This is a genomic window from Pseudoalteromonas sp. SWYJZ19 (assembly GCF_015864375.1).
In the GTDB taxonomy this organism is placed as follows: domain Bacteria; phylum Pseudomonadota; class Gammaproteobacteria; order Enterobacterales; family Alteromonadaceae; genus Pseudoalteromonas; species Pseudoalteromonas arctica.
This window is the reverse complement of record NZ_JADYXI010000007.1, coordinates 1-19,079: the sequence shown is the minus strand read 5'-3', so window position 1 is coordinate 19,079 and position 19,079 is coordinate 1. Positions and strand designations below refer to the sequence as shown.

Sequence of the window (19,079 nt, the reverse complement as noted above, 5' to 3'; positions counted from 1 at the left end):
AAAAAACACTACTACTTTTATAGTAACTCCAAGCGATACATTGAAAGGGATAACAGTGGACAAAATAGTGCCTAATATTTTAGTTGTTGACGATTCAAAAGCAATTTTGATCGTTATGGAAGCTATACTTAACGAATTGGGTATGTCTAACACTATAACTACGTGCCTGAATGCAAAAGAAGCTCTTGAAAAAGTAAAAGAAGATGTTAACTACTTTGATGCTATTTTTACTGATCTCAATATGCCCGAAATGGACGGCATGGAACTAATCCGCCACTTAGGAGAGTTACATTATCAAGGCGGTATTATAATTGTTTCTGAAATGGACCATAAAGTTATTAGCTTAGCTGCCAATCTCGCGAAACAACATAACGCTCACCTCATTGGTAATATTTCAAAGCCAGTGCAACTGTCTCAGGTTAGTAGGTTACTTATTAAAGTGGCGCAATTAAACAGCCACACTTTATTAAAAGAGTCGGCCATTTCAAAAGATGAGCTTATTGATGCATTAAAAAACGATGAAATAACGCCTTTTTACCAACCAAAAATAAACGCTGATAACAATAAAATTGAAAGCGTTGAAGTCTTAGCACGTATTTTATCAAGTAAAGACGGCAATATTATTTTACCTAACCGTTTTATAAACACTGCCGAACAACACAACTTAATTAATCAAATTACATTTTCTCTTTTTGAAAAGGCCACCAGCGAATTCAAAAATATGAAAGCGCAACTAGGTCATGATTTTAAAATGGCATTTAATTTATCGCCAACTCAGCTCGACGACTTAAACTGCCCTAATAAATTACTGCTCATTTTAGAATTAAACCAACTCACGCCTAGTAATATAATTATAGAAATAACAGAACAACATGCACTCTCAAGCCTCATGCAATTAGAAACACTAAACAGATTAAGAATGCATGGCTTTGGTATATCGCTAGACGACTTTGGTGTTGGTTTTACTAATATGAATCAGCTTCGAAATCTTCCTTTTACTGAAATTAAAATAGACCGTTCACTTATTAGCCATATAGAAACAGATTTATTTTCTCAAGTGGTCGTAAGTTCGTTATTTAATATTACGAGTAAAGATAATTTAGACTTAGTAGCAGAAGGTGTTGAACGACCAGAAGAGCTCGTTTATTTAAGGCATTATAGAAGAAAACTAGCCATACAAGGTTTTTTATTTAGCCGCCCTAAACCACAAAACGAATTTATATCTTGGGCTAAAGATTGGCTGAAAACTGATGGCAGCCCCGCTTAAAGCGGTATTAATATTTAATCGGGGCTGGTTAACTAATTATCACCCCGAGTGTGTTTATCTTCTTCACTGACTATATGCGCACTGCTTGCTAAACGTTTGTGCCAACGCTGCCTTGCTACTGCGCGCATATTAGTAGATTGGTCACGCTCATCTACAATCTCTAGCCCCATTAAAGCTTCAATCATATCCTCTAGCGTTACAATACCTTGCACGTCACCGTACTCATCTACAACTAGGCATATATGCGTGCGCTTTGTTAAAAGAGTTTGCAGTAACGACGATACATTTTGAGAACTCGGCACCGTATAAATAGGCTTAATCAATTTGCTAATTTTGTAATCGGTACCTAAACGGTGAAATGCCAGCATAATATCGTTTTTATGCACAAACCCAACAATATCGTCGCTGTCTTTATCAAATACCAATATACGAGAAAATGACGACGAGCCGTGATCGTTTAAATACTGATTCACTGTTAAGTCTTTGTGGATTTTAAAAATTACAGTTCGAGGCGTCATTAAGTCGCATAATTTTGCATGTCTAAAATGCAATAAATTACGAATTATTTCGGACTCATCCTGATGTAATGCACCCGACTCCGTACCTATATCAGCCATTGCCTCTATCTCTTGACGAATATAGTAAGCCTCATCGTGCTTTGGACCCATTAAATTTGTTAGCTTTTGTGCAAACCATACAAAAGGCTTTAGCGATATAACTAAAAACCTCAAAGCGTAAGTAACACTTGGCGTTAGAGCTCGCCAGTAATTAGCCCCCAAGGTTTTAGGAATAATTTCAGAAAGAATTAATACGAGGAATGTCATAATGGCTGATGCAATACCTACAGCCGCATCGGAAAACACGACAGCTGCCTGTGCGCCTACCCCAGCAGCACCCGCAGTATGGGCAACCGTATTTAAAGTTAAAATAGCAGCTAAGGGCTGATCTATATTGTTTTTAAGCTTTTCGAGCTGTTTAGCAAGCTCAGGATGATCTTTCCTAAGTGATGCAACATAGCTGGGCGAAATACTTAATAACACAGCCTCCATCACAGAACATAAAAACGAAATAACAATCGCCACTACCATATAAACTATCAGTAAAGTCACTTTCTCTCCTCTATATTGGATATGTGAGCATGGTATCAATACATGCTATATTTGGCCAAACTTCCAATAATAATAGGCATAATAATGAAATTTAGCGCACCATGGTGTCATCAAAATAAGCTATTTAAGTACGCAGCGACTCTTTTGACGCTTAGCAGCTTAAGCTTTGCTGCAATAGCTGCACCATTGGATAAATCAAAAATTCAGTTTATCGGCCCACTTGCCGAAGACATGCAGTTAAAGCCTTTTCAAACACCTCATGGCAATGCCATTATTAATAACCTATTGCCGCAGCTACAAGCAGACTCAGATAGTTTTTCTGTATTTGGGAAAAAACAAAACTGGCAGCCGTTTAATAAAATCAATGCCCTCACTTTAGGTGGGTTACAGGCACTAAAATTTAATATTGAAACAACCCGCTTTACACAAGGTACGCTTACCTTAAAAGGGATTGAGCAAGGTCAGTTATTTATTAATGGCGAACTACAAACAGGTGATAAAAATAGCTATAAGTTAGCTTTAAATAACAGTACTCACTCTATTTTAATAGTAGCCCAACAAGTAGCTAATTGGCACGACGTAATGCTTGATTTTGCACCTAAAAACGACGTTGATAAAATTACGCTTAGCGCCTTAAAAACAAAACGCTTATCTGCAAAACAATTGTTTGATGCCCCTACGATCAGCCAATTATCACTCGCACCTAATGCTAAGCAGTACGTTACTACTACTCGCACTTATAGCGATAAAACACAAAACCAAGCAAATACAGTTACTGTACTTAAAGATTCAGATAATCAAACGCTTTATCGCTTCGAAGCAGGCCAACCAAGTAACATTATTTGGAGTCCAGATAACCAATATTTAGTGTATTTGTTAAATGGTGAACTTAAACAACTTAGCCGTAAAAACTTCTCAATAAAAACATTAGCAAACGATTTAGAAGGAGCCAATGGCTTTACCTTTTATAACGACACCAGTCTTTTGTTTAGCTGGTCTAAATCACCTGAGAGCACTAACAGCTTAACCAAGCACTATAAAGGTCTACAAGATCGTTGGTCGTATGCACGTACCACCAGCCAAATTTACATGCTTGATACTAAAAGTGGTTTAACAAAAGCACTTAGCCAAGGTCCTCTTTCTTACAGCCTTGAAGATTCAAATAGTAACCGTGGCAAAATATTAATGAGCCGCCCAGTAATGGCAATGCAAGCATCAACCCACCCTGAAACAGAGTTAGCCGAACTCGATTTAAAATCAAACAAGCTTTCATCGCTTGGTAAATTCAAAACATTTAATTTAGCCAAATACGCAAATAAAGATATTTATGTAATTGCAGGCCCTGACTTTAAAAATGGCGCAGGCAGAGCTCTACCAAAAGCAATGCTTGCTAATAACTACGACGGGCAACTTTACCTACTTACTGAAGGCGGTAAAAACGTAAAAGCACTTAGTAAACAATTCGATTCTGCTATTGGCCAACTGCAAGTTTTAGAAAACGGCGATGCGCTCATTAAAGTAACAGAGCAAGACACTCAACCGCTTTACCTATTTGATTTAAGTAAACAGCGCTTTAAAAAGTTAAATACAGGATTGGATATTGTTGAACAATTTAGTTACTCACACGACCGTAATACCGAAATTTTATTAAGTGGCACTAACGCTTTAGCGCCACAACAGCTAAAGCGCCTTAACGTCAGTAAAAATAAAACAGATTTAATATGGGATTCAAAACCAAGTAGCTATGCAAATACACGACTCCCTACATTAGAAGAGTTTAATTTTAAAAATAAACATGGGGTTGAAATAACTGGCCGCGTTTATATTCCTAGCAATTTAGATAAAACTAAAAAGCACCCGGCGCTCGTGTATTACTACGGCGGCACTTCACCAGTTACGCGTGGTTTTACAGGTCGTTATCCGTTTAACTTATGGGCAGAAAATGGCTACGTTGTTTATGTAGTACAGCCTACTGGCGCAACAGGGTTTGGACAAAAGTTTTCAGCGCAGCATGTTAATGCCTGGGGCGACTACACTGCAGACGATATTATCGAAGGCACGCAAGCCTTTTTAAAGAAATACAACTATGTTGATAGTGAAAAGGTAGGAAATTTAGGGGCATCATACGGTGGCTTCATGACCATGTTATTGGCAACTAAAACCGATATATTTAGTGCTTCAATAGCTCATGCGGGTATTTCTAATATTACCTCGTATTGGGGTGAAGGTTGGTGGGGCTACTTATATTCTGGCGAAGCATCAAAAAATAGCTTCCCATGGAATAACCCTGAGCTTTACAGCCAACATAGCCCTGTGTTTCATGCCGACAAAGTAACAACACCTATGCTACTTCTTCATGGTGATAGTGATACCAATGTACCTGTTGGCGAAAGCTTAACAATGTACACTGCGCTTAAACTGCTTAATAAGGACGTAGAGTTAATCGAATACAAAGGCGCCGACCACCAAATTTTTGCACGCGATAAACGATTTGATTGGTGGAACACCATGCTCGCATACTTTGATAAAAAGCTAAAAGATGAACCTCAATGGTGGGACTCAATGTATAAAAATAACTGAGCCTGAACCTTTAAAATAACGACTTAATACAGATTTATTAATAGTAGTATTAATTATTTAGCACCTTTTAATTAGTTTAAAGGTGCTAACCTCATCCTCTAATAACGTCTTATACACCTTTGAAATATTAAGTTACTTAAAACTAATAAACCCCCTTCTCAGCATTTACCTAATGGTGCTACCATACAGAGCTATAAGCATTCAAAATAAAGTACTATGGCTATTAATGTTTTATTGGTTGAAGACGATGAACTACTCGTTAAACGCATCCAAAATCACTTTGCAGATACCGAATTTACAATAGAGGTAGACCCAACTGGCGCTGATGCACTTAACATTGTAAGGCAGCGGGTAAACCTGCGCGGTGCTATATCATTAGCCATAATTGACATTGTTTTGCCAAAGCGTGATGGGCTTCAGCTGGCAAAAGAATTAAACACACTTACCGATATTGGCGTTATTGTATTATCGAGTCGTGACTCCCAAGCCGATCGTATTGCAGGCCTTGCACAAGGTGCTGATGACTATATTTGTAAGCCTGTCGATTTACTTGAGTTAGAACTTCGCATGCGCGCGCTCTATAAGCGTGTTGCCGTTAACCTAGAAGACGACGAAAGCGAAGAATTTATAGAATATGCTGACTTTAAGCTTCACCCCGATAACCGCACACTAATTACTGCTGCGGGCGTTGAGTCACGCTTAACTGAAGCCGAACATAAAGTGCTTATTTGCTTAATTAGTAATGCAGGTAAAGCCACATCCCGTGAAAAAATATCAGAAGAAATAGGCCAGCCCGATTGGAGCCCAAACGATCGTACTGTTGATGTGCTTATTGGTCGTTTACGTAAAAAATTAAATGACGAAAAAGATCAAAAACGTATTGTTACCGTTCGCGGTAAAGGCTATATGCTTTCTATTTAATACTTAGTTAATTGCGCAATAAGGCGCTCAAATGCGCGGTAATTAAGTGCTTCTTTAAGCTCATTTAAACTAATGTTTTCAGCGCCTTTTAAATCACTAATTGTACGCGCCACCTTAATTACTCTATGGTAAGAGCGTGGCGATAAAGATAACTTCTCGCTTGCTCTAGCTAAAAACTGCAACTCTGCTGGCGCCAGTACACAGTGCACACTCATTTCTTTATTATTAAGCCTCGCATTAACCTTACCTTGGCGTTTTAGCTGTAGGTAATAAGCCGCTTCAACTCTTGCTCTAACCTCAGCACTACTTTCCTCTGGCTGAGTACTTTGTAGTTCAACGCTCGTTAGACGAGGCAGTTCTATTTGCAAATCAATACGGTCAATAAAAGGTCCTGATACTCGCGATAAATAACGCATAACTTGATCGGGAGTTGCCCGCTTATCAGTATGGCTCCCTGTTGGGCTTGGATTTAATGCTGTAATAAGCTGAAACTGCGCCGGAAACTCCATTTGCCTTGCTGCACGTGAAATAGTAACCGTGCCGGTCTCCATTGGCTCACGCAGTGAATCAAGCACCTTACGCTCGAACTCCGGTAATTCGTCCAAAAAAAGTACGCCATTATGCGCCAATGAAATTTCACCGGGCTTCGGGTTTGAAGAGCCACCCACTAAAGCAACAGCTGAGCATGTATGATGCGGATTACGAAATGGCCGCTGTCGCCAATTAGTTAAATCTATGGATTGCCCAATAATGGAGTAAAGCGCGGCAGTCGAAATAGCTTCATCGTCCGACATAGTAGGCATTATAGTTGCCATTCGCTGAGCAAGCATTGATTTACCAGTGCCTGGTGGACCTAAAAATAATAAATTATGCCCGCCAGCTGCAGCAATTTCGAGTACTCGCTTTGCACCGGGCTGACCTTTCACATCGCTTAAATCAAGTAAAAAGTCAGGGGCTTGTGTGCAGTCGGGATACTCTATATTTAATGGTAAGGGTTGTTGATTAAGTAAATCCCCCCACACTTCTTGAATAGAGCTTACGGCTTTGCGTTTAACGCCATTAACTAGGCTTGCTAGGCTGTCGTTTGCAATAGGTAAAAAGCAGCAACGATCTTGCTCTTTTGCAGCAAGTACCGAAGGTAAAATAGCGTTTACACCACGCACCTCACCATTAAGAGCAAGCTCACCATAAAACTCGTACTTGTGAATATCAGGACACACTATTTGCCCAGAGGCGACTAAAATACCCACCGCAATAGCAAGATCAAACCGTCCGCCATCTTTTGGCAAATCGGCAGGGGCTAAATTTACAGTTATTCGTTGATCGGGAAAACCAAATTGTGAGTTTTCGAGTGCGCTACGTACTCTATCTTTTGATTCTTTAACGGACGCTTCGGGCAGGCCTACTATATGAAAAGCGGGTAAACCATTTCCTAGGTGAACTTCTACAATAACTTCAGGGGCATTTATACCCACTTGAGCACGAGAAAATATACGAGCTAACGACATTCCTTATCCTAGTAAATGGTGTGATTACACCAGTTTAGTCAGGATATTTAAAAACGTGTAATGTGATTTGCCATTTTATAGCAGCTAAACGAAGTAATAAGGTCATTAACATACCTAATACCATCGCCATTTCGGTTACTAACGAAAAACTAATGCCAAGCGTATAAACAGTGCCACCCGCTATACAGGTAATAGCGTAAAGCTCACCTTTTAATAGCATAGGGATCTCGCGTGCAAGCACATCTCGAATTAATCCACCAAAGCAGCCTGTAATTACAGCCATAATTACCGCTGTCATATCGGGCATACCAACAAGCTGCGCTTTTTGCGCCCCCATTACTGCAAAAAAAGCTAAACCAAACGCATCCGCTGTTTGTAAAATATAATGAGGTATCGGCTTTTGTTTATTTATAAGGCGTGTTGTAACAAATACTGAAGCTAGTATGGCAAAAAAGTAACTTTGATCGTGTAACCAAAACACAGGAACATCTAAAATTAGATCTCGCACTGTACCACCACCAATAGCAGTTACCGTCGCTAAAACTACGACTCCAAAGCCATCCATTTTTTTTTCGTACGCTAGCAAAGTGCCCGACACAGCAAACACCGCAATGCCTATTAAATCAAACCAGTGATAAAGTTCTGTCATGTGATGTGTATTGTTACTTAAAATCTTTTAACCGTTTTAACATAAAATACTCTTTTTTAAAAAATAAGTTATTTGTTAAACGTCACAGATATTAGAGTAAAGTCATTAAATAAAGCAGAATATAAGGTATTTTATCAAACTGCTGACACAAAAAATCACTCGATAAAGAGTGCGATTTTGTTTTAAATTTTTAGATATTTAATTTCAGTGGTTGCGGGAGCTTGAGTTTATAAAAAGCGAACCGACGACCTTCGCTTACTTATGCAGAGTATTTTGCGCAGTAACAGTGGGTTTAAATTTATAAGAATTTATTAAACTGCAGACGTAAAAAATCACTCGATAAAGAGTGCTATTTTATTTTAACTTTTTAGGTATTTAATTTCAGTAGTTGCGGGAGCTTGAGTTTGTAAAAAGCGAACCGACGACCTTCGCTTACTTATGCAGAGTATTTTGCGTAGTAACGGTGAGTTTTATAATTATAGGAATTAATTAAACTGCAGACGCAAAAAATCACTCGATAAAGAGTGCGATTTTGTTTTAGCTTTTTAGGTATTTAATTTCAGTAGTTGCGGGAGCTTGAGTTTGTAAAAAGCGAACCGACGACCTTCGCTTACTTGTGCAAAGTGTTTTGCGCAGTAACGGTGAGTTTTATAATTATAAGAATTTATTAAACTGCAAACGCAAAAAATCACTCGATAAAGAGTGCGATTTTGTTTTAGCTTTTTAGGTATTTAATTTCAGTGGTTGCGGGAGCTTGAGTTTGTAAAAAGCGAACCGACGACCTTCGCTTACTTATGCAGAGTATTTTGCGTAGTAACGGTGAGTTTTATAATTATAGGAATTAATTAAACTGCAGACGCAAAAAATCACTCGATAAAGAGTGCGATTTTGTTTTAGCTTTTTATGTATTTAATTTCAGTGGTTGCGGGAGCCGGATTTGAACCGACGACCTTCGGGTTATGAGCCCGACGAGCTACCAGACTGCTCCATCCCGCGCCTGAAATTTGTAGACTTGTTTAAAGTTGCTTACATTACAACTTGGCTTCCAATTAAAGAATTGGTTGCGGGAGCCGGATTTGAACCGACGACCTTCGGGTTATGAGCCCGACGAGCTACCAGACTGCTCCATCCCGCGCCTGAAATTTGTAGACTTGTTTAAAGTTGCTTACATTACAACTTGGCTTCCAATTAAAGAATTGGTTGCGGGAGCCGGATTTGAACCGACGACCTTCGGGTTATGAGCCCGACGAGCTACCAGACTGCTCCATCCCGCGCCTGTGTATTTTAAGTCTATCGACTACTTTATTTTATCTCTTAAGCTAGAGTTTACAGTAACCAAATCTTATAAAAAATTGGTTGCGGGAGCCGGATTTGAACCGACGACCTTCGGGTTATGAGCCCGACGAGCTACCAGACTGCTCCATCCCGCGCCTGTAATTTCTTTAAAACATTTTCGTAATATTTACGAGCCTGCCTTGAAGAGAGCGCTACTATATAGGAATAAACATTTAATGCAAGGCCTAAACTAATTAAAGTTGTTCAACCGAACAAAAAGCAATCAAATTGCTATTCTGCGCTCAACCTTTGATGCGGATTAATCATTTTTTGCCATTCCCAGTCTGGATGCCCCATCACTATAAAGTCAGGGTTCTCAGTACTCTCGCGTTGGTTGTACGTTAGCGGGTTAAATTCTGCATCGGTAATACAACCACCGGCTTCTTCAACAATAACTTGTGAAGCACCTGTATCCCACTCTCCCGTTGGACCAATTCTTAAAAAACAATCTGCTTTACCTTCTGCAACAGTACAAGCTTTTAATGAGCACGAGCCAATAGCAATAGTTGTAAACTGACTATTTAAATACTGACTCACCGCTTCTATTTTTTGGCGGCGGCTCACTGCAAGCGTCAAGTTCTCTGGCGGCGCTACAGATATTTGCTTATCAATTGAGTTTTCACGTTTAAAGGCACCATTTTTAGCTGTAGCAAAATAAGTCACACCTTTTGCAGGCCAATGAATAACGCCAAGCACAGGATGATTATTTTCAATCAATGCAATGTTTACTGCAAAGTCGCCACTTTCTAAAATAAATTCGCCTGTACCATCCATCGGATCGAGTAACCAATAACGCTGCCAGTCCTGTCTGTCGGCAAGTGCAGGTATAGGTGTTTCTTCCGACATAATTGGGATATCGGGCGCTAAGACTTTTAATCCAGCAACCAGTACGTCATTTGCTGCTAAGTCAGCTTTGGTAACAGGCGTATTATCTGATTTCTCTTGTTGGCCAATATCGCCTTTTTTATAAATGGCCATAATTGCATCGCCAGCACGCTCAGCTAATTCAATACACGGTTCGATTAATTTATTCATCGGCAGCTCCAGACGCTAAATACTTATCTAATAATAGCAAAGCTGCAACACTGCGTGCTTCGGTAAAATCTTCTTGGTCTAATAATGACTGCCACTGAGTTAATGGCCACTTAACAACAACAAGCGGCTCTGGTTCGTCGCCAATAAGGGTTTGTGGGTATAATTGCTTAGCAAATAAAATATGCATAGTGGCATTAAAGTAACTCGGCGCCATTGTTACTGTTCTTAATGGTTTAAAATACTCAGCACCAAAGCCAATTTCTTCTTTAAGCTCTCTGTTAGCAGCTTGCTCTGGCGTTTCGCCCGGATCGATTAAGCCTTTAGGAAAACCTAACTGGTAATCGTTTGTGCCCGCACAGTATTCACGTACAAGTAGTAATTCGTTGTCTGCACTTAACGGAACAATCATCACTGCTCCCCGGCCACCGCCGCGAATTCGCTCATACTGACGCTCTTCGTTATTAGAAAACTTTAGCTCTAAAGACTCCACAGTAAACAGGCGGCTTTTAGCGACAACATTGTTACTGAGGATTTGTGGTGGTGTTGGGTGCTTTTTCTGTGTCATTGGCGTTAATTTGCTATCATGGCAGTTAGTTCAATAATAAACCTTATAAGTTGAAATTCCTATGTTAAATTGGTCAAAAATCGATACCGTTTTGCTCGACATGGATGGAACATTACTCGATTTACATTACGACAGTCATTTTTGGCTTAACGTTATTCCTGCGCAACACGCATTAGCAAGGGGCATTAGCCTAGATGCAGCTAAAGCAGATATTTTAAAACGCTATCAAGCTGTGAGCGGTCAAATACAGTGGTATTGTTTAGATTATTGGGAGCAGCAATTAAGCTTGCCTATAATGGAGCTTAAACGAGAGTCTCAGCATTTAATTAAAATGCGCGAAGACGTACCTCATTTTTTAACTGAGCTTAAAAAAGCAGGCAAAGAGTTAATTTTACTTACCAACGCCCACCCTGAGAGTGTCATGCTTAAATTTGAGCATACAGCGATTGATAACTACCTAGATGGCGTAGTGTCTACTCATGAATATGGAGTAAGTAAAGAGCAACAAAGTTTGTGGCACCAAGTACAAAAAGACTTAGGGTTTAATAAGCAGCGCACTTTGTTTGTAGATGACAGTGTGCCGGTTTTGAATGCCGCACGAGAATACGGCATTGAGCACTTACTTGCAGTTGCTAACCCAGATAGCCAACAACCACATAACGAAATAGCCGATTACCTAAGTGTTACCGACTATCGTAAGATTATCTAACTCAACTTACGTGACTTAAATTTTTGGGTAACGCGCTTCTAGCCCTTGATATACTAACTTTGCAAAATCTGCATGTTCTGTATCAAGGCTTTTAACTACTTCAACTAAATGCTCGTTATCTTCTTGCCCATTCCATTCTTTAATATAGCTACCATCTTTGTAACCGTGATCTTGGCGGAAAAAATTTAACGTATTTTTACCTACGTAGCCGCGATATAAATCATCAATATCCATACCTATTTGCGCCATACAGCCGGCAAAAGCACCTGCATTAAACGTTTTATCAGCAACAGCAGACGCCGCTAATATCTCTAGTGTTTGTTTAAAGTCATCAGCTTGTTGAGCATTACTAAGCTCAGTTTCAAGTTGCTTTGCTAAGTCTTCGTAGCTAGTTTCGCCGTCAATTCTAAGCGATAGACCAAAATGAAAAATATCAACCAACTCTAAAATAACTTGTTCAGTATCTGGTGTTTGTTTTTTCCACCATTTCCAACCATGATGATCTAGCATTTCAGCACACTCAACCCAAATAGCGCGGTACCATTCAAACCCTTGAGTAAACCATTGCTCATGTACTTTAGTATTCATGGCGTTTTGCATTTCTAGCATCACTACTAGCTTGTTTAAATTGGCAGACATATCAATTCCTGTCGTTTTGGTTGGCGTAATTTTCGTTGGTGTAATAATACAGATAAAATGCTGATTGTGCATTGCTGTATATTTTTATTAGTGTGCTAGTTATGTTTATCGTGACGTCGTAAACTCATGCCATGAATCAATTAAATCAATGAAATCTTCAAAGCCACAACCACTACTTAAACCATTTTCTTCAAGCGCTAAATCGTCATCTTGATACGCTATTAGGTCTTCGCTGTCTTGATGAAGTGCATGGGCTTCAAATAATGCTTCGTCTTTCGTTAATATTAAATCTATTTCTTGGCCTTTTAGCGTTAGCGGCTCATAGCTTGAACTTACCGATGCAATAAGCGCTTGCACCATGGCTACTTTGTCTTTGCCTATTTCTTCGTTTAGCCAGCGACCAATAATAGCGTGTTCACTGCTTATTTTAATACGTAGCCCACTAATAGGGTCGCGAATAAATTGATATTCCATAGGGTTTGCCTGTAAATCTTTAATTGCGTAATTATATACGTAAACGCCCGTAAACCACAGGACATATAAAGTAAAATAGCGCCACATGGGCGCTATTTTACTCAACTTTAAAACCGTTAACTTCGCGATTTATAACGCGCTGCGTCAATGATCGACCATAAGTAAATAATAGGCACAAGTACAAAGCCTACAAGCACATAAATTAGTGCGTAACTTATTATAATAGCGAGTGCAAAAAATATAGCCGCTAAAATACGCCCTTGCACTAACTGCCCTAAACCAGGAAAAAATATATTACATAATGCTGCAATTACGTTACCGCCAGAACCTTGATCTGCCATACTAACCTCTGTATTTATTTGATTTTATAATTATTTACCTACACACTCTATGCCAATTTATTAAAGCTTACAAATCAAATAGTTAAATTAGTCTAGATTTAGAGAGTTGGTAGATTTTGCTAAAATTAGGTCAAATTAGCAATTATTGTTATCCGTTTACACTTTTTTATTCGCTTAATTAATTAGCAAGTTACTCGTTTTGAACACTATTTTATAAATAGCTGTTTATAAAAACAGTATTTTATTTAGCCTAACAAAAACACCTGTTATACTGCCCACAATATTGATTAAAAAGGCGTAACGATGGACGTTTCACAATTACTCGATGGCTTAAATGACAAACAACGCGATGCCGTTGCAGCCCCACTACAAAACATGCTGGTATTAGCAGGTGCTGGGTCTGGTAAAACACGAGTGTTAGTTCATCGTATTGCGTGGCTTATGCAAGTTGAGCAAGCCTCCGCTTACAGTATTTTTGCAGTTACATTTACTAATAAAGCCGCTAAAGAAATGCGTGGCCGCGTTGAAGAAACACTAAAAGCGCCTGTAGGTGGTATGTGGATTGGTACTTTCCATGGTTTATCGCATCGTATTTTACGTGCTCATCACCGTGAAGCTAATTTACCAGAAGCCTTTCAAATTTTAGACTCTGACGATCAGCTTCGGATGATCAAGCGCTTATTAAAATCGATGAATATTGATGATAAAAAATGGCCCGCTAAGCAATTTGGCTGGTACATAAGCGCCAAAAAAGATGAAGCACTTCGCCCTAAAGATATTCAAGCATACGATATTAATGAGCAAATGATGCTGCGTGTTTATGCCGCCTATCAAGAGGCCTGTGATAGAGCGGGCCTAGTTGATTTTGCTGAAATATTACTACGCAGCTACGAAGTGTTAAAAAATAACCCTACGTTACTGCGTCATTATCAGCAACGCTTTGCGCATATGCTCGTAGACGAGTTCCAAGATACAAATACCATTCAATATGCTTGGTTAAAATTACTTGCTGGCGATACTAACAGCATTATGATTGTAGGCGACGATGACCAAAGCATTTATGGTTGGCGTGGTGCTAAAATCGAAAACATTAAACGTTTTTTAACTGACTTTAGCGCAGAAACCATTCGTCTTGAACAAAACTACCGCTCAACAGCGACTATTTTGAAAGCGTCTAACGCATTAATTCAAAATAACTCAGAACGTATGGGTAAAAGCTTGTGGACCGACGGTAACGACGGCGAGCCAATCTCTATTTATGCAGCATTTAATGAGTTAGACGAAGCACGCTTTGTAAGTAGCAAACTACGAAGCTGGTTAAATGCAGGTAATGCCCTACAAGATGCCGCAATTTTATACCGTAGTAACGCGCAATCTCGTGTACTTGAGGAGGCCATGCTGCAAGAAGGCTTAAAATACCGTATTTATGGTGGTATGCGATTCTTCGAACGACAAGAAATTAAAGATGCGCTTTCGTATTTACGCCTAGTAGGTAATCGTCAAGACGATGCCGCGTTTGAGCGTGTAATTAATACGCCAGCACGCGGTATTGGTGATAAAACATTGAGCCATATACGAGATTGTGCACGAGCAGAATCGTTACCGCTTTGGTATGCCGCAAAAGCAATTGTAGAACAACAGCACTTATCTGGTCGTGCCTCTGGTGCAGTAAGTAAGTTTGTAGAACTAATCGAACAAATAGAAGATAAAATTAGCGATCTAACTTTGCATGAGCAAGCCAAGTACACAATTCAAACCTCAGGCTTGATGGCAATGTACCAAGCTGAAAAAGGTGAAAAAGGCCGTGCTCGCGTAGAAAACTTAGAAGAGCTAATTAGCGCATGTGACCAGTACGAACTTCCTGAAGACGAAGAATACAGCTCGCCTTTACAAGGCTTTTTAACACATACATCACTTGAGTCAGGTGAAGGACAAGCAGAAGAGCACGAAGACGCCGTTCAAATGATGACACTTCACTCAGCTAAAGGCTTAGAGTTTCCGTTAGTGTTTATGGTGGGCGTAGAAGAAGGCATGTTCCCTTCTCAGCAAAGTAACGAAGAGTCTGGTCGTTTGGAAGAAGAGCGCCGCCTTTGTTATGTAGGCATGACACGAGCAATGGATAAGTTATACATTAGCCATGCTGAGAGTCGCCGTTTATACGGGCAAGAAAAATACCATAGCCCATCACGCTTTTTACGCGAAATACCTGAGGACTGCGTTGAAGAAATTCGTATTAAAACACAGGTTTCTCGCCCGCCTGCCGCCGGGCGTTTTAGCGCATCAGTTAGCCATGCCGCATTTGAAGACAGTGGCTTTAACTTAGGGCAACGAGTTTTGCATGCTAAGTTTGGTGTTGGTACCGTACTTAATTACGAAGGCAGTGGCGCGCAATCTCGCGTACAAGTTAACTTTGACGACCTTGGCAGTAAATGGTTAGTAACGGCCTATGCACGATTACAAGCTGTATAAAGCTCACCTAAATGAGTTAGAACAACAACTAGCTGGCGCGTATCATCGTCAGCTAGTGTTGATTACGGGCAGCCCTGCTTGGTGTTATGAATTACTTAACTCATTAATAGATGAAAACAATACACTTGTTGTATCAAAGCAGTGCGCGATTAAAAATTCGTACTGGCCTACTCGCACTCACCAAATTTTAGGGCAAGAATTTGCTCATGCTGTTTACGATGGTTTTAGTGGTTTACACCCTGATAAACTTGCAGCACTTACCGGCACCGTTAAAGCAGGCGGTATACTGTTTTTATTACTGCCCGAATTAAATGATTTAGCCTCTTGGCAAGACCCCTCATTAAGTACAGTGCAATCACACGGTCAGAGTATTGAATACAGTTTATTTAATCAACGTTTCGCGGCTATTATTAAGCAATTACCCGCTTTTCATTTTAGTGAAAAAAATGGCTGTATTAGTAATCTCGTCAGCTCTGTTACGCATAATAAAATTGATTATGTACCACAGCAAAACTGCGTTGAACAAATAGTAAAAATAGCTAATGGTCGTGCCAACAGGCCTTTACTCATTAATGCTGATAGAGGTAGAGGCAAATCGGCAGCACTTGGCTTAGCTGCCGCAAAATTGACTGATAAAAAAGTAATTATTTGCAGCACTCAGTTTAAAGCGACCCATAGTAGCTTTAAACATTTAGCCAACGAGTTAGACCTGCAATACAACGCTCAACATAAACAGCTCGCCAACTTGCACTACGTTGCACCTGACGCGTTATTAAATGCATTACCTGAGTGCGATTTATTACTCATTGATGAAGCTGCCGCGATCCCTGTACCGTTATTGCTAAAAATGCTAGCTCATTACCCTCGTATAGTCTTTGCAAGTACACTGGTTGGGTATGAGGGCAATGGTAGGGGTTATACCATTCGCTTTAGTAACTATATAAAAGCGCACTATAAAGCCTCTAAAGTTGTAACGCTTGATGAGCCACTGCGTTTTGCTAAACACGATCCCCTCGAGAAGCACATTCGCACCTTGCTTGCACTCGATGCACAATATAAAGAGTTAAGTAGTGAGCAATTAGAGCAGCCAGTTCACAGCGAAATAACTCAGCAATCCCTTGTAAACAATGAGCCTTTACTGCAACAAGTTATTGCCCTGCTTGCATTGGCTCACTATCAAAGTAGTGTAAACGATTTACGCCAACTACTAGACGCACCATCGCAACGAATATTCATCAGCAAAATTAACAATCGATTAGTTGGTGTATGTTTAATCGCAATAGAAGGTGGTTTAAGTGAAGAACTTGCTCTACAGGTTATAAGCGGAGAGCGCCGCCCACAGGGTCATTTAATGGCTCAAACCCTCTCACAACTTAGTTTTAATAATGACTACTTAACACAGTTGAGCGCTCGCGTTGTACGAATAGCGATTGATCCGAGTTCTCACAATATGGGTTTTGGTAAAAAGCTACTTAGCTATTGCGAGTCGCAAGTAAAAAGCCAATGTAGTTGGTTTGGTGCAAGCTTTGGCGCAACAGCGCAGCTACTTAACTTTTGGCAAAAACAAGGGTTTGATACCGTAAAACTGGGTTATCAACGCGATAAAAGCACAGCTGAACATTCAGCGCTTGTGGTTAAATGCTTAAGCAATAAAAGTGCAATTATCCAACCTTTGAAAAAGCAGTTTAAAAACGACTTTTTTTATGCTCTTTTAACACATTTTAAAACACTAGATTGGCAACTTGTAAGTATTTTAATTGAAGGATTTAGCGATGAGTTAGTAAGCCCCGAGACTCGCGAACGATTAGCCTTACTCGTAAACAGTAACTTCACTCAATTTAATATCTCTGCGACTCTCTGGCAGGTAGTGAATCAGTCTCCTTCTTGTATGTCTCAATTAACAGAGTCTGATAAACAACTTTTAATAAAGTTAGTGCTGCAAAATGAATGTAATGAAAAAGTGATTCAACACTTAGGTTTATTAGGAAAAAAGCAGCTTGAGAATCAATTTAAACGTGCCATAAAAAACCTCACTAGTGCCATCTAATAACTCCTAGTTACCTATCTCTATTAAATCTTATCCATCTTTAAGCTATTTATTTAATTTGTTCTATCCTTAAAGCATTAACAGGTAAATTAAGATAAAGGCATGGAATTAATAAACTTTAAAGTGGGCTGCAAAACAATTTCACTTAAAATACTCGATATTTTATTAACAGAGCGCTTTGACAATAATCTAACAACTTTACCCAACAATAATAAAAGCTTTATTGGTGTTAAAGATTATATGGATATACCAACGCCTGTGTTTGATTTAGGTATTATTTTAAATAATATCTCAACCGAACAAAGTAATGCGCATGTACTAAAACAACTAAGAACATGGCAAGAAAAACTATTAAACTGGTTCAATACCCTTCAAAGTAACTTGCTAAATAGCTCGGCTTCTATTTCAAGCAATGATGCAGAACTACAAGATTTTGTTCTGTTTTACAAAGAGTTCAACACCGATAATGAAGACTTAAAACTAACAATGTCTCGACTTAACGAACCTTTCCAATCATTGCTAGAAACGGTAAAAGAAGCTATATCAGCTCATAATCAAAGCGATTATAAACAAGTATCAGCTCTGCTCGAAAAAATTAAGCGTAGTAACCTAATTCAGCTAGAGCGTTTATTCGAATCAGCTAAAGAGCAAATAACCTTAGACTATAAACCTATTATTGTTTTTACCACTAAAGACGGCTTAAACCCACACGTAGGGTTATTGGTAGATAAAGTCGAAGATAATATCGACTATAAAAAAGAAGACATTAAACCACTAGATAAGCTCACTGAGGTTGGTTTTGATCTAGACCCACAAACTAAAAATATGATGCGAGGATTAATCAAGCTTACACAAAAGCACAGTGTATTAATTGATCCAAGCGTAATATTTAAACCAACACAACTAGAAGAATCTGAAAGTGAAGAAACTCAAGCTTACGGACTATTTTAAATAGTCGTTAGATTTGGTTATAAACTTTAGTACTGAAGTAAGGAGCTATTCTACTCGACTTGTACATTTAGATAAATTGGAGAGAAATCGAGTGCGTAATGTTAGTTACTCATATTTCACTTTTCTGCAAACGTAAAAAAGCCCGAATCGTTAGATCCGGGCTCGCTACAATGTGAAGTCGGTGCGCTACGCAGTAGAATGTCATAGTGCCCACAGCAGTAGAAAGTCACGTAGCAAATGCTAATTTATTGGCCGAATGGGGTATTGAGGGTTTTTGTTGTGATTCTAGCGTCAGGAGTCGCTGCGCTGCGCTCGCCCTAAGTGATAGGTGTTGATGTGAGTGTGTATTAATTGCGCACATTTTACTTTTCTGCAGACGTAAAAAAGCCCGACTATTTCTAGTCGGGCTTTCTACAATTTGAAGCCTGGTAATGTCCTACTTTCACATAGCAAATGCTACACTATCATCGGCGCTGTTTC

At 39.4% G+C, this 19,079-nt stretch carries 15 protein-coding genes and 4 tRNA genes; 7 read left to right on the top strand and 12 right to left on the bottom strand.

Translation table 11 applies throughout. From position 1 onward, the window contains the following. Positions 1-55 precede the first annotated feature (55 nt). Positions 56-1,267, top strand: a complete 1,212-nt coding sequence (locus I6F45_RS08835; protein ID WP_165727091.1) for an EAL domain-containing response regulator — start codon at positions 56-58, stop codon at positions 1,265-1,267. A gap of 32 nt (positions 1,268-1,299) precedes the next feature. Here the strand turns inward: I6F45_RS08835 and I6F45_RS08830 are convergent, their stop codons facing one another. Then, the gene (locus I6F45_RS08830; protein ID WP_024590554.1) at positions 1,300-2,376 is read right to left on the bottom strand and encodes a hemolysin family protein; all 1,077 of its coding nucleotides are present in this window, start codon (positions 2,374-2,376) and stop codon (positions 1,300-1,302) included. Positions 2,377-2,460: 84 nt separating this feature from the next. Here I6F45_RS08830 and I6F45_RS08825 point away from each other — a divergent pair, with 84 nt between their 5' ends. Further along, positions 2,461-4,956 (top strand): alpha/beta hydrolase family protein, encoded by a 2,496-nt coding sequence (locus tag I6F45_RS08825; RefSeq protein WP_197160255.1) that lies wholly within the window; start codon positions 2,461-2,463, stop codon positions 4,954-4,956. A 216-nt stretch (positions 4,957-5,172) separates the two neighbouring features. Then, a complete protein-coding gene (locus I6F45_RS08820) occupies positions 5,173-5,877 on the top strand; it encodes a response regulator transcription factor (protein ID WP_002957913.1) in 705 nt (234 codons plus the stop codon). On the opposite strand, the gene I6F45_RS08815 is transcribed toward I6F45_RS08820, so the two are convergent. The 8 genes from I6F45_RS08815 to nudE all read right to left on the bottom strand — a co-directional run bounded on the left by I6F45_RS08815 (position 5,874) and on the right by nudE (position 10,969). Continuing rightward, positions 5,874-7,385, bottom strand: a complete 1,512-nt coding sequence (locus I6F45_RS08815; RefSeq protein ID WP_165727089.1) for a YifB family Mg chelatase-like AAA ATPase — start codon at positions 7,383-7,385, stop codon at positions 5,874-5,876. The genes I6F45_RS08820 and I6F45_RS08815 overlap by 4 nt on opposite strands. A gap of 34 nt (positions 7,386-7,419) precedes the next feature. Next, a complete protein-coding gene (locus I6F45_RS08810; RefSeq protein ID WP_007587018.1) occupies positions 7,420-8,034 on the bottom strand; it encodes a trimeric intracellular cation channel family protein in 615 nt (204 codons plus the stop codon). A 919-nt stretch (positions 8,035-8,953) separates the two neighbouring features. Then, positions 8,954-9,030, bottom strand: a tRNA-Met gene (locus I6F45_RS08805). Between the two features lie 62 nt (positions 9,031-9,092). Continuing rightward, positions 9,093-9,169: transfer RNA gene (locus tag I6F45_RS08800), tRNA-Met, on the bottom strand. 62 nt (positions 9,170-9,231) lie between these two features. Next, positions 9,232-9,308: transfer RNA gene (locus I6F45_RS08795), tRNA-Met, on the bottom strand. Between the two features lie 79 nt (positions 9,309-9,387). Continuing rightward, positions 9,388-9,464, bottom strand: a tRNA-Met gene (locus tag I6F45_RS08790). Between the two features lie 136 nt (positions 9,465-9,600). Beyond that, entirely contained in the window at positions 9,601-10,404 is an 804-nt protein-coding gene (gene cysQ, locus I6F45_RS08785) for a 3'(2'),5'-bisphosphate nucleotidase CysQ (protein ID WP_007586545.1), read from the bottom strand. After that, positions 10,397-10,969, bottom strand: coding sequence for an ADP compounds hydrolase NudE (nudE, locus tag I6F45_RS08780; protein ID WP_007586548.1), 573 nt, complete (start codon positions 10,967-10,969; stop codon positions 10,397-10,399). The genes cysQ and nudE overlap by 8 nt, the downstream gene beginning before the upstream one ends. A gap of 61 nt (positions 10,970-11,030) precedes the next feature. On the opposite strand from nudE, the gene yrfG reads away from it, so the two are divergent. Continuing rightward, positions 11,031-11,678: a GMP/IMP nucleotidase gene (gene yrfG, locus I6F45_RS08775; RefSeq protein ID WP_007378908.1), complete on the top strand. Its 648-nt coding sequence runs from the start codon at positions 11,031-11,033 to the stop codon at positions 11,676-11,678. Positions 11,679-11,693: 15 nt separating this feature from the next. Here the strand turns inward: yrfG and I6F45_RS08770 are convergent, their stop codons facing one another. The 3 genes from I6F45_RS08770 to I6F45_RS08760 all read right to left on the bottom strand — a co-directional run bounded on the left by I6F45_RS08770 (position 11,694) and on the right by I6F45_RS08760 (position 13,132). Continuing rightward, positions 11,694-12,317, bottom strand: coding sequence for a dUTP diphosphatase (locus tag I6F45_RS08770; protein ID WP_165726845.1), 624 nt, complete (start codon positions 12,315-12,317; stop codon positions 11,694-11,696). A gap of 105 nt (positions 12,318-12,422) precedes the next feature. Next, positions 12,423-12,791 (bottom strand): YacL family protein, encoded by a 369-nt coding sequence (locus I6F45_RS08765; protein WP_024592461.1) that lies wholly within the window; start codon positions 12,789-12,791, stop codon positions 12,423-12,425. Between the two features lie 116 nt (positions 12,792-12,907). Beyond that, the gene (locus tag I6F45_RS08760; protein WP_169060705.1) at positions 12,908-13,132 is read right to left on the bottom strand and encodes a hypothetical protein; all 225 of its coding nucleotides are present in this window, start codon (positions 13,130-13,132) and stop codon (positions 12,908-12,910) included. Between the two features lie 303 nt (positions 13,133-13,435). Here I6F45_RS08760 and uvrD point away from each other — a divergent pair, with 303 nt between their 5' ends. The 3 genes from uvrD (at position 13,436) to I6F45_RS08745 (ending at position 18,599) form a co-directional block, all read left to right on the top strand. Next, the gene (gene uvrD / locus I6F45_RS08755; RefSeq protein ID WP_197160254.1) at positions 13,436-15,601 is read left to right on the top strand and encodes a DNA helicase II; all 2,166 of its coding nucleotides are present in this window, start codon (positions 13,436-13,438) and stop codon (positions 15,599-15,601) included. Further along, positions 15,579-17,648, top strand: a complete 2,070-nt coding sequence (locus I6F45_RS08750) for a GNAT family N-acetyltransferase (protein WP_197119728.1) — start codon at positions 15,579-15,581, stop codon at positions 17,646-17,648. The genes uvrD and I6F45_RS08750 overlap by 23 nt, the downstream gene beginning before the upstream one ends. Positions 17,649-17,750: 102 nt before the next feature. Further along, positions 17,751-18,599: a chemotaxis protein gene (locus I6F45_RS08745; RefSeq protein WP_165727087.1), complete on the top strand. Its 849-nt coding sequence runs from the start codon at positions 17,751-17,753 to the stop codon at positions 18,597-18,599. Positions 18,600-19,079: the final 480 nt, after the last annotated feature.

Excerpts from the sequence above, each read along its gene's own strand:
- I6F45_RS08825 (WP_197160255.1), top strand. The coding sequence starts at position 2,461 with ATGAAATTTAGCGCACCATGGTGTCATCAAAATAAGCTATTTAAGTAC.
- I6F45_RS08820 (WP_002957913.1), top strand. The coding sequence starts at position 5,173 with ATGGCTATTAATGTTTTATTGGTTGAAGACGATGAACTACTCGTTAAA.
- I6F45_RS08815 (WP_165727089.1), bottom strand. The coding sequence starts at position 7,385 with ATGTCGTTAGCTCGTATATTTTCTCGTGCTCAAGTGGGTATAAATGCC.
- I6F45_RS08810 (WP_007587018.1), bottom strand. The coding sequence starts at position 8,034 with ATGACAGAACTTTATCACTGGTTTGATTTAATAGGCATTGCGGTGTTT.
- cysQ (WP_007586545.1), bottom strand. The coding sequence starts at position 10,404 with ATGAATAAATTAATCGAACCGTGTATTGAATTAGCTGAGCGTGCTGGC.
- nudE (WP_007586548.1), bottom strand. The coding sequence starts at position 10,969 with ATGACACAGAAAAAGCACCCAACACCACCACAAATCCTCAGTAACAAT.
- yrfG (WP_007378908.1), top strand. The coding sequence starts at position 11,031 with ATGTTAAATTGGTCAAAAATCGATACCGTTTTGCTCGACATGGATGGA.
- I6F45_RS08770 (WP_165726845.1), bottom strand. The coding sequence starts at position 12,317 with ATGTCTGCCAATTTAAACAAGCTAGTAGTGATGCTAGAAATGCAAAAC.
- I6F45_RS08765 (WP_024592461.1), bottom strand. The coding sequence starts at position 12,791 with ATGGAATATCAATTTATTCGCGACCCTATTAGTGGGCTACGTATTAAA.
- I6F45_RS08760 (WP_169060705.1), bottom strand. The coding sequence starts at position 13,132 with ATGGCAGATCAAGGTTCTGGCGGTAACGTAATTGCAGCATTATGTAAT.
- uvrD (WP_197160254.1), top strand. The coding sequence starts at position 13,436 with ATGGACGTTTCACAATTACTCGATGGCTTAAATGACAAACAACGCGAT.
- I6F45_RS08750 (WP_197119728.1), top strand. The coding sequence starts at position 15,579 with ATGCACGATTACAAGCTGTATAAAGCTCACCTAAATGAGTTAGAACAA.
- I6F45_RS08745 (WP_165727087.1), top strand. The coding sequence starts at position 17,751 with ATGGAATTAATAAACTTTAAAGTGGGCTGCAAAACAATTTCACTTAAA.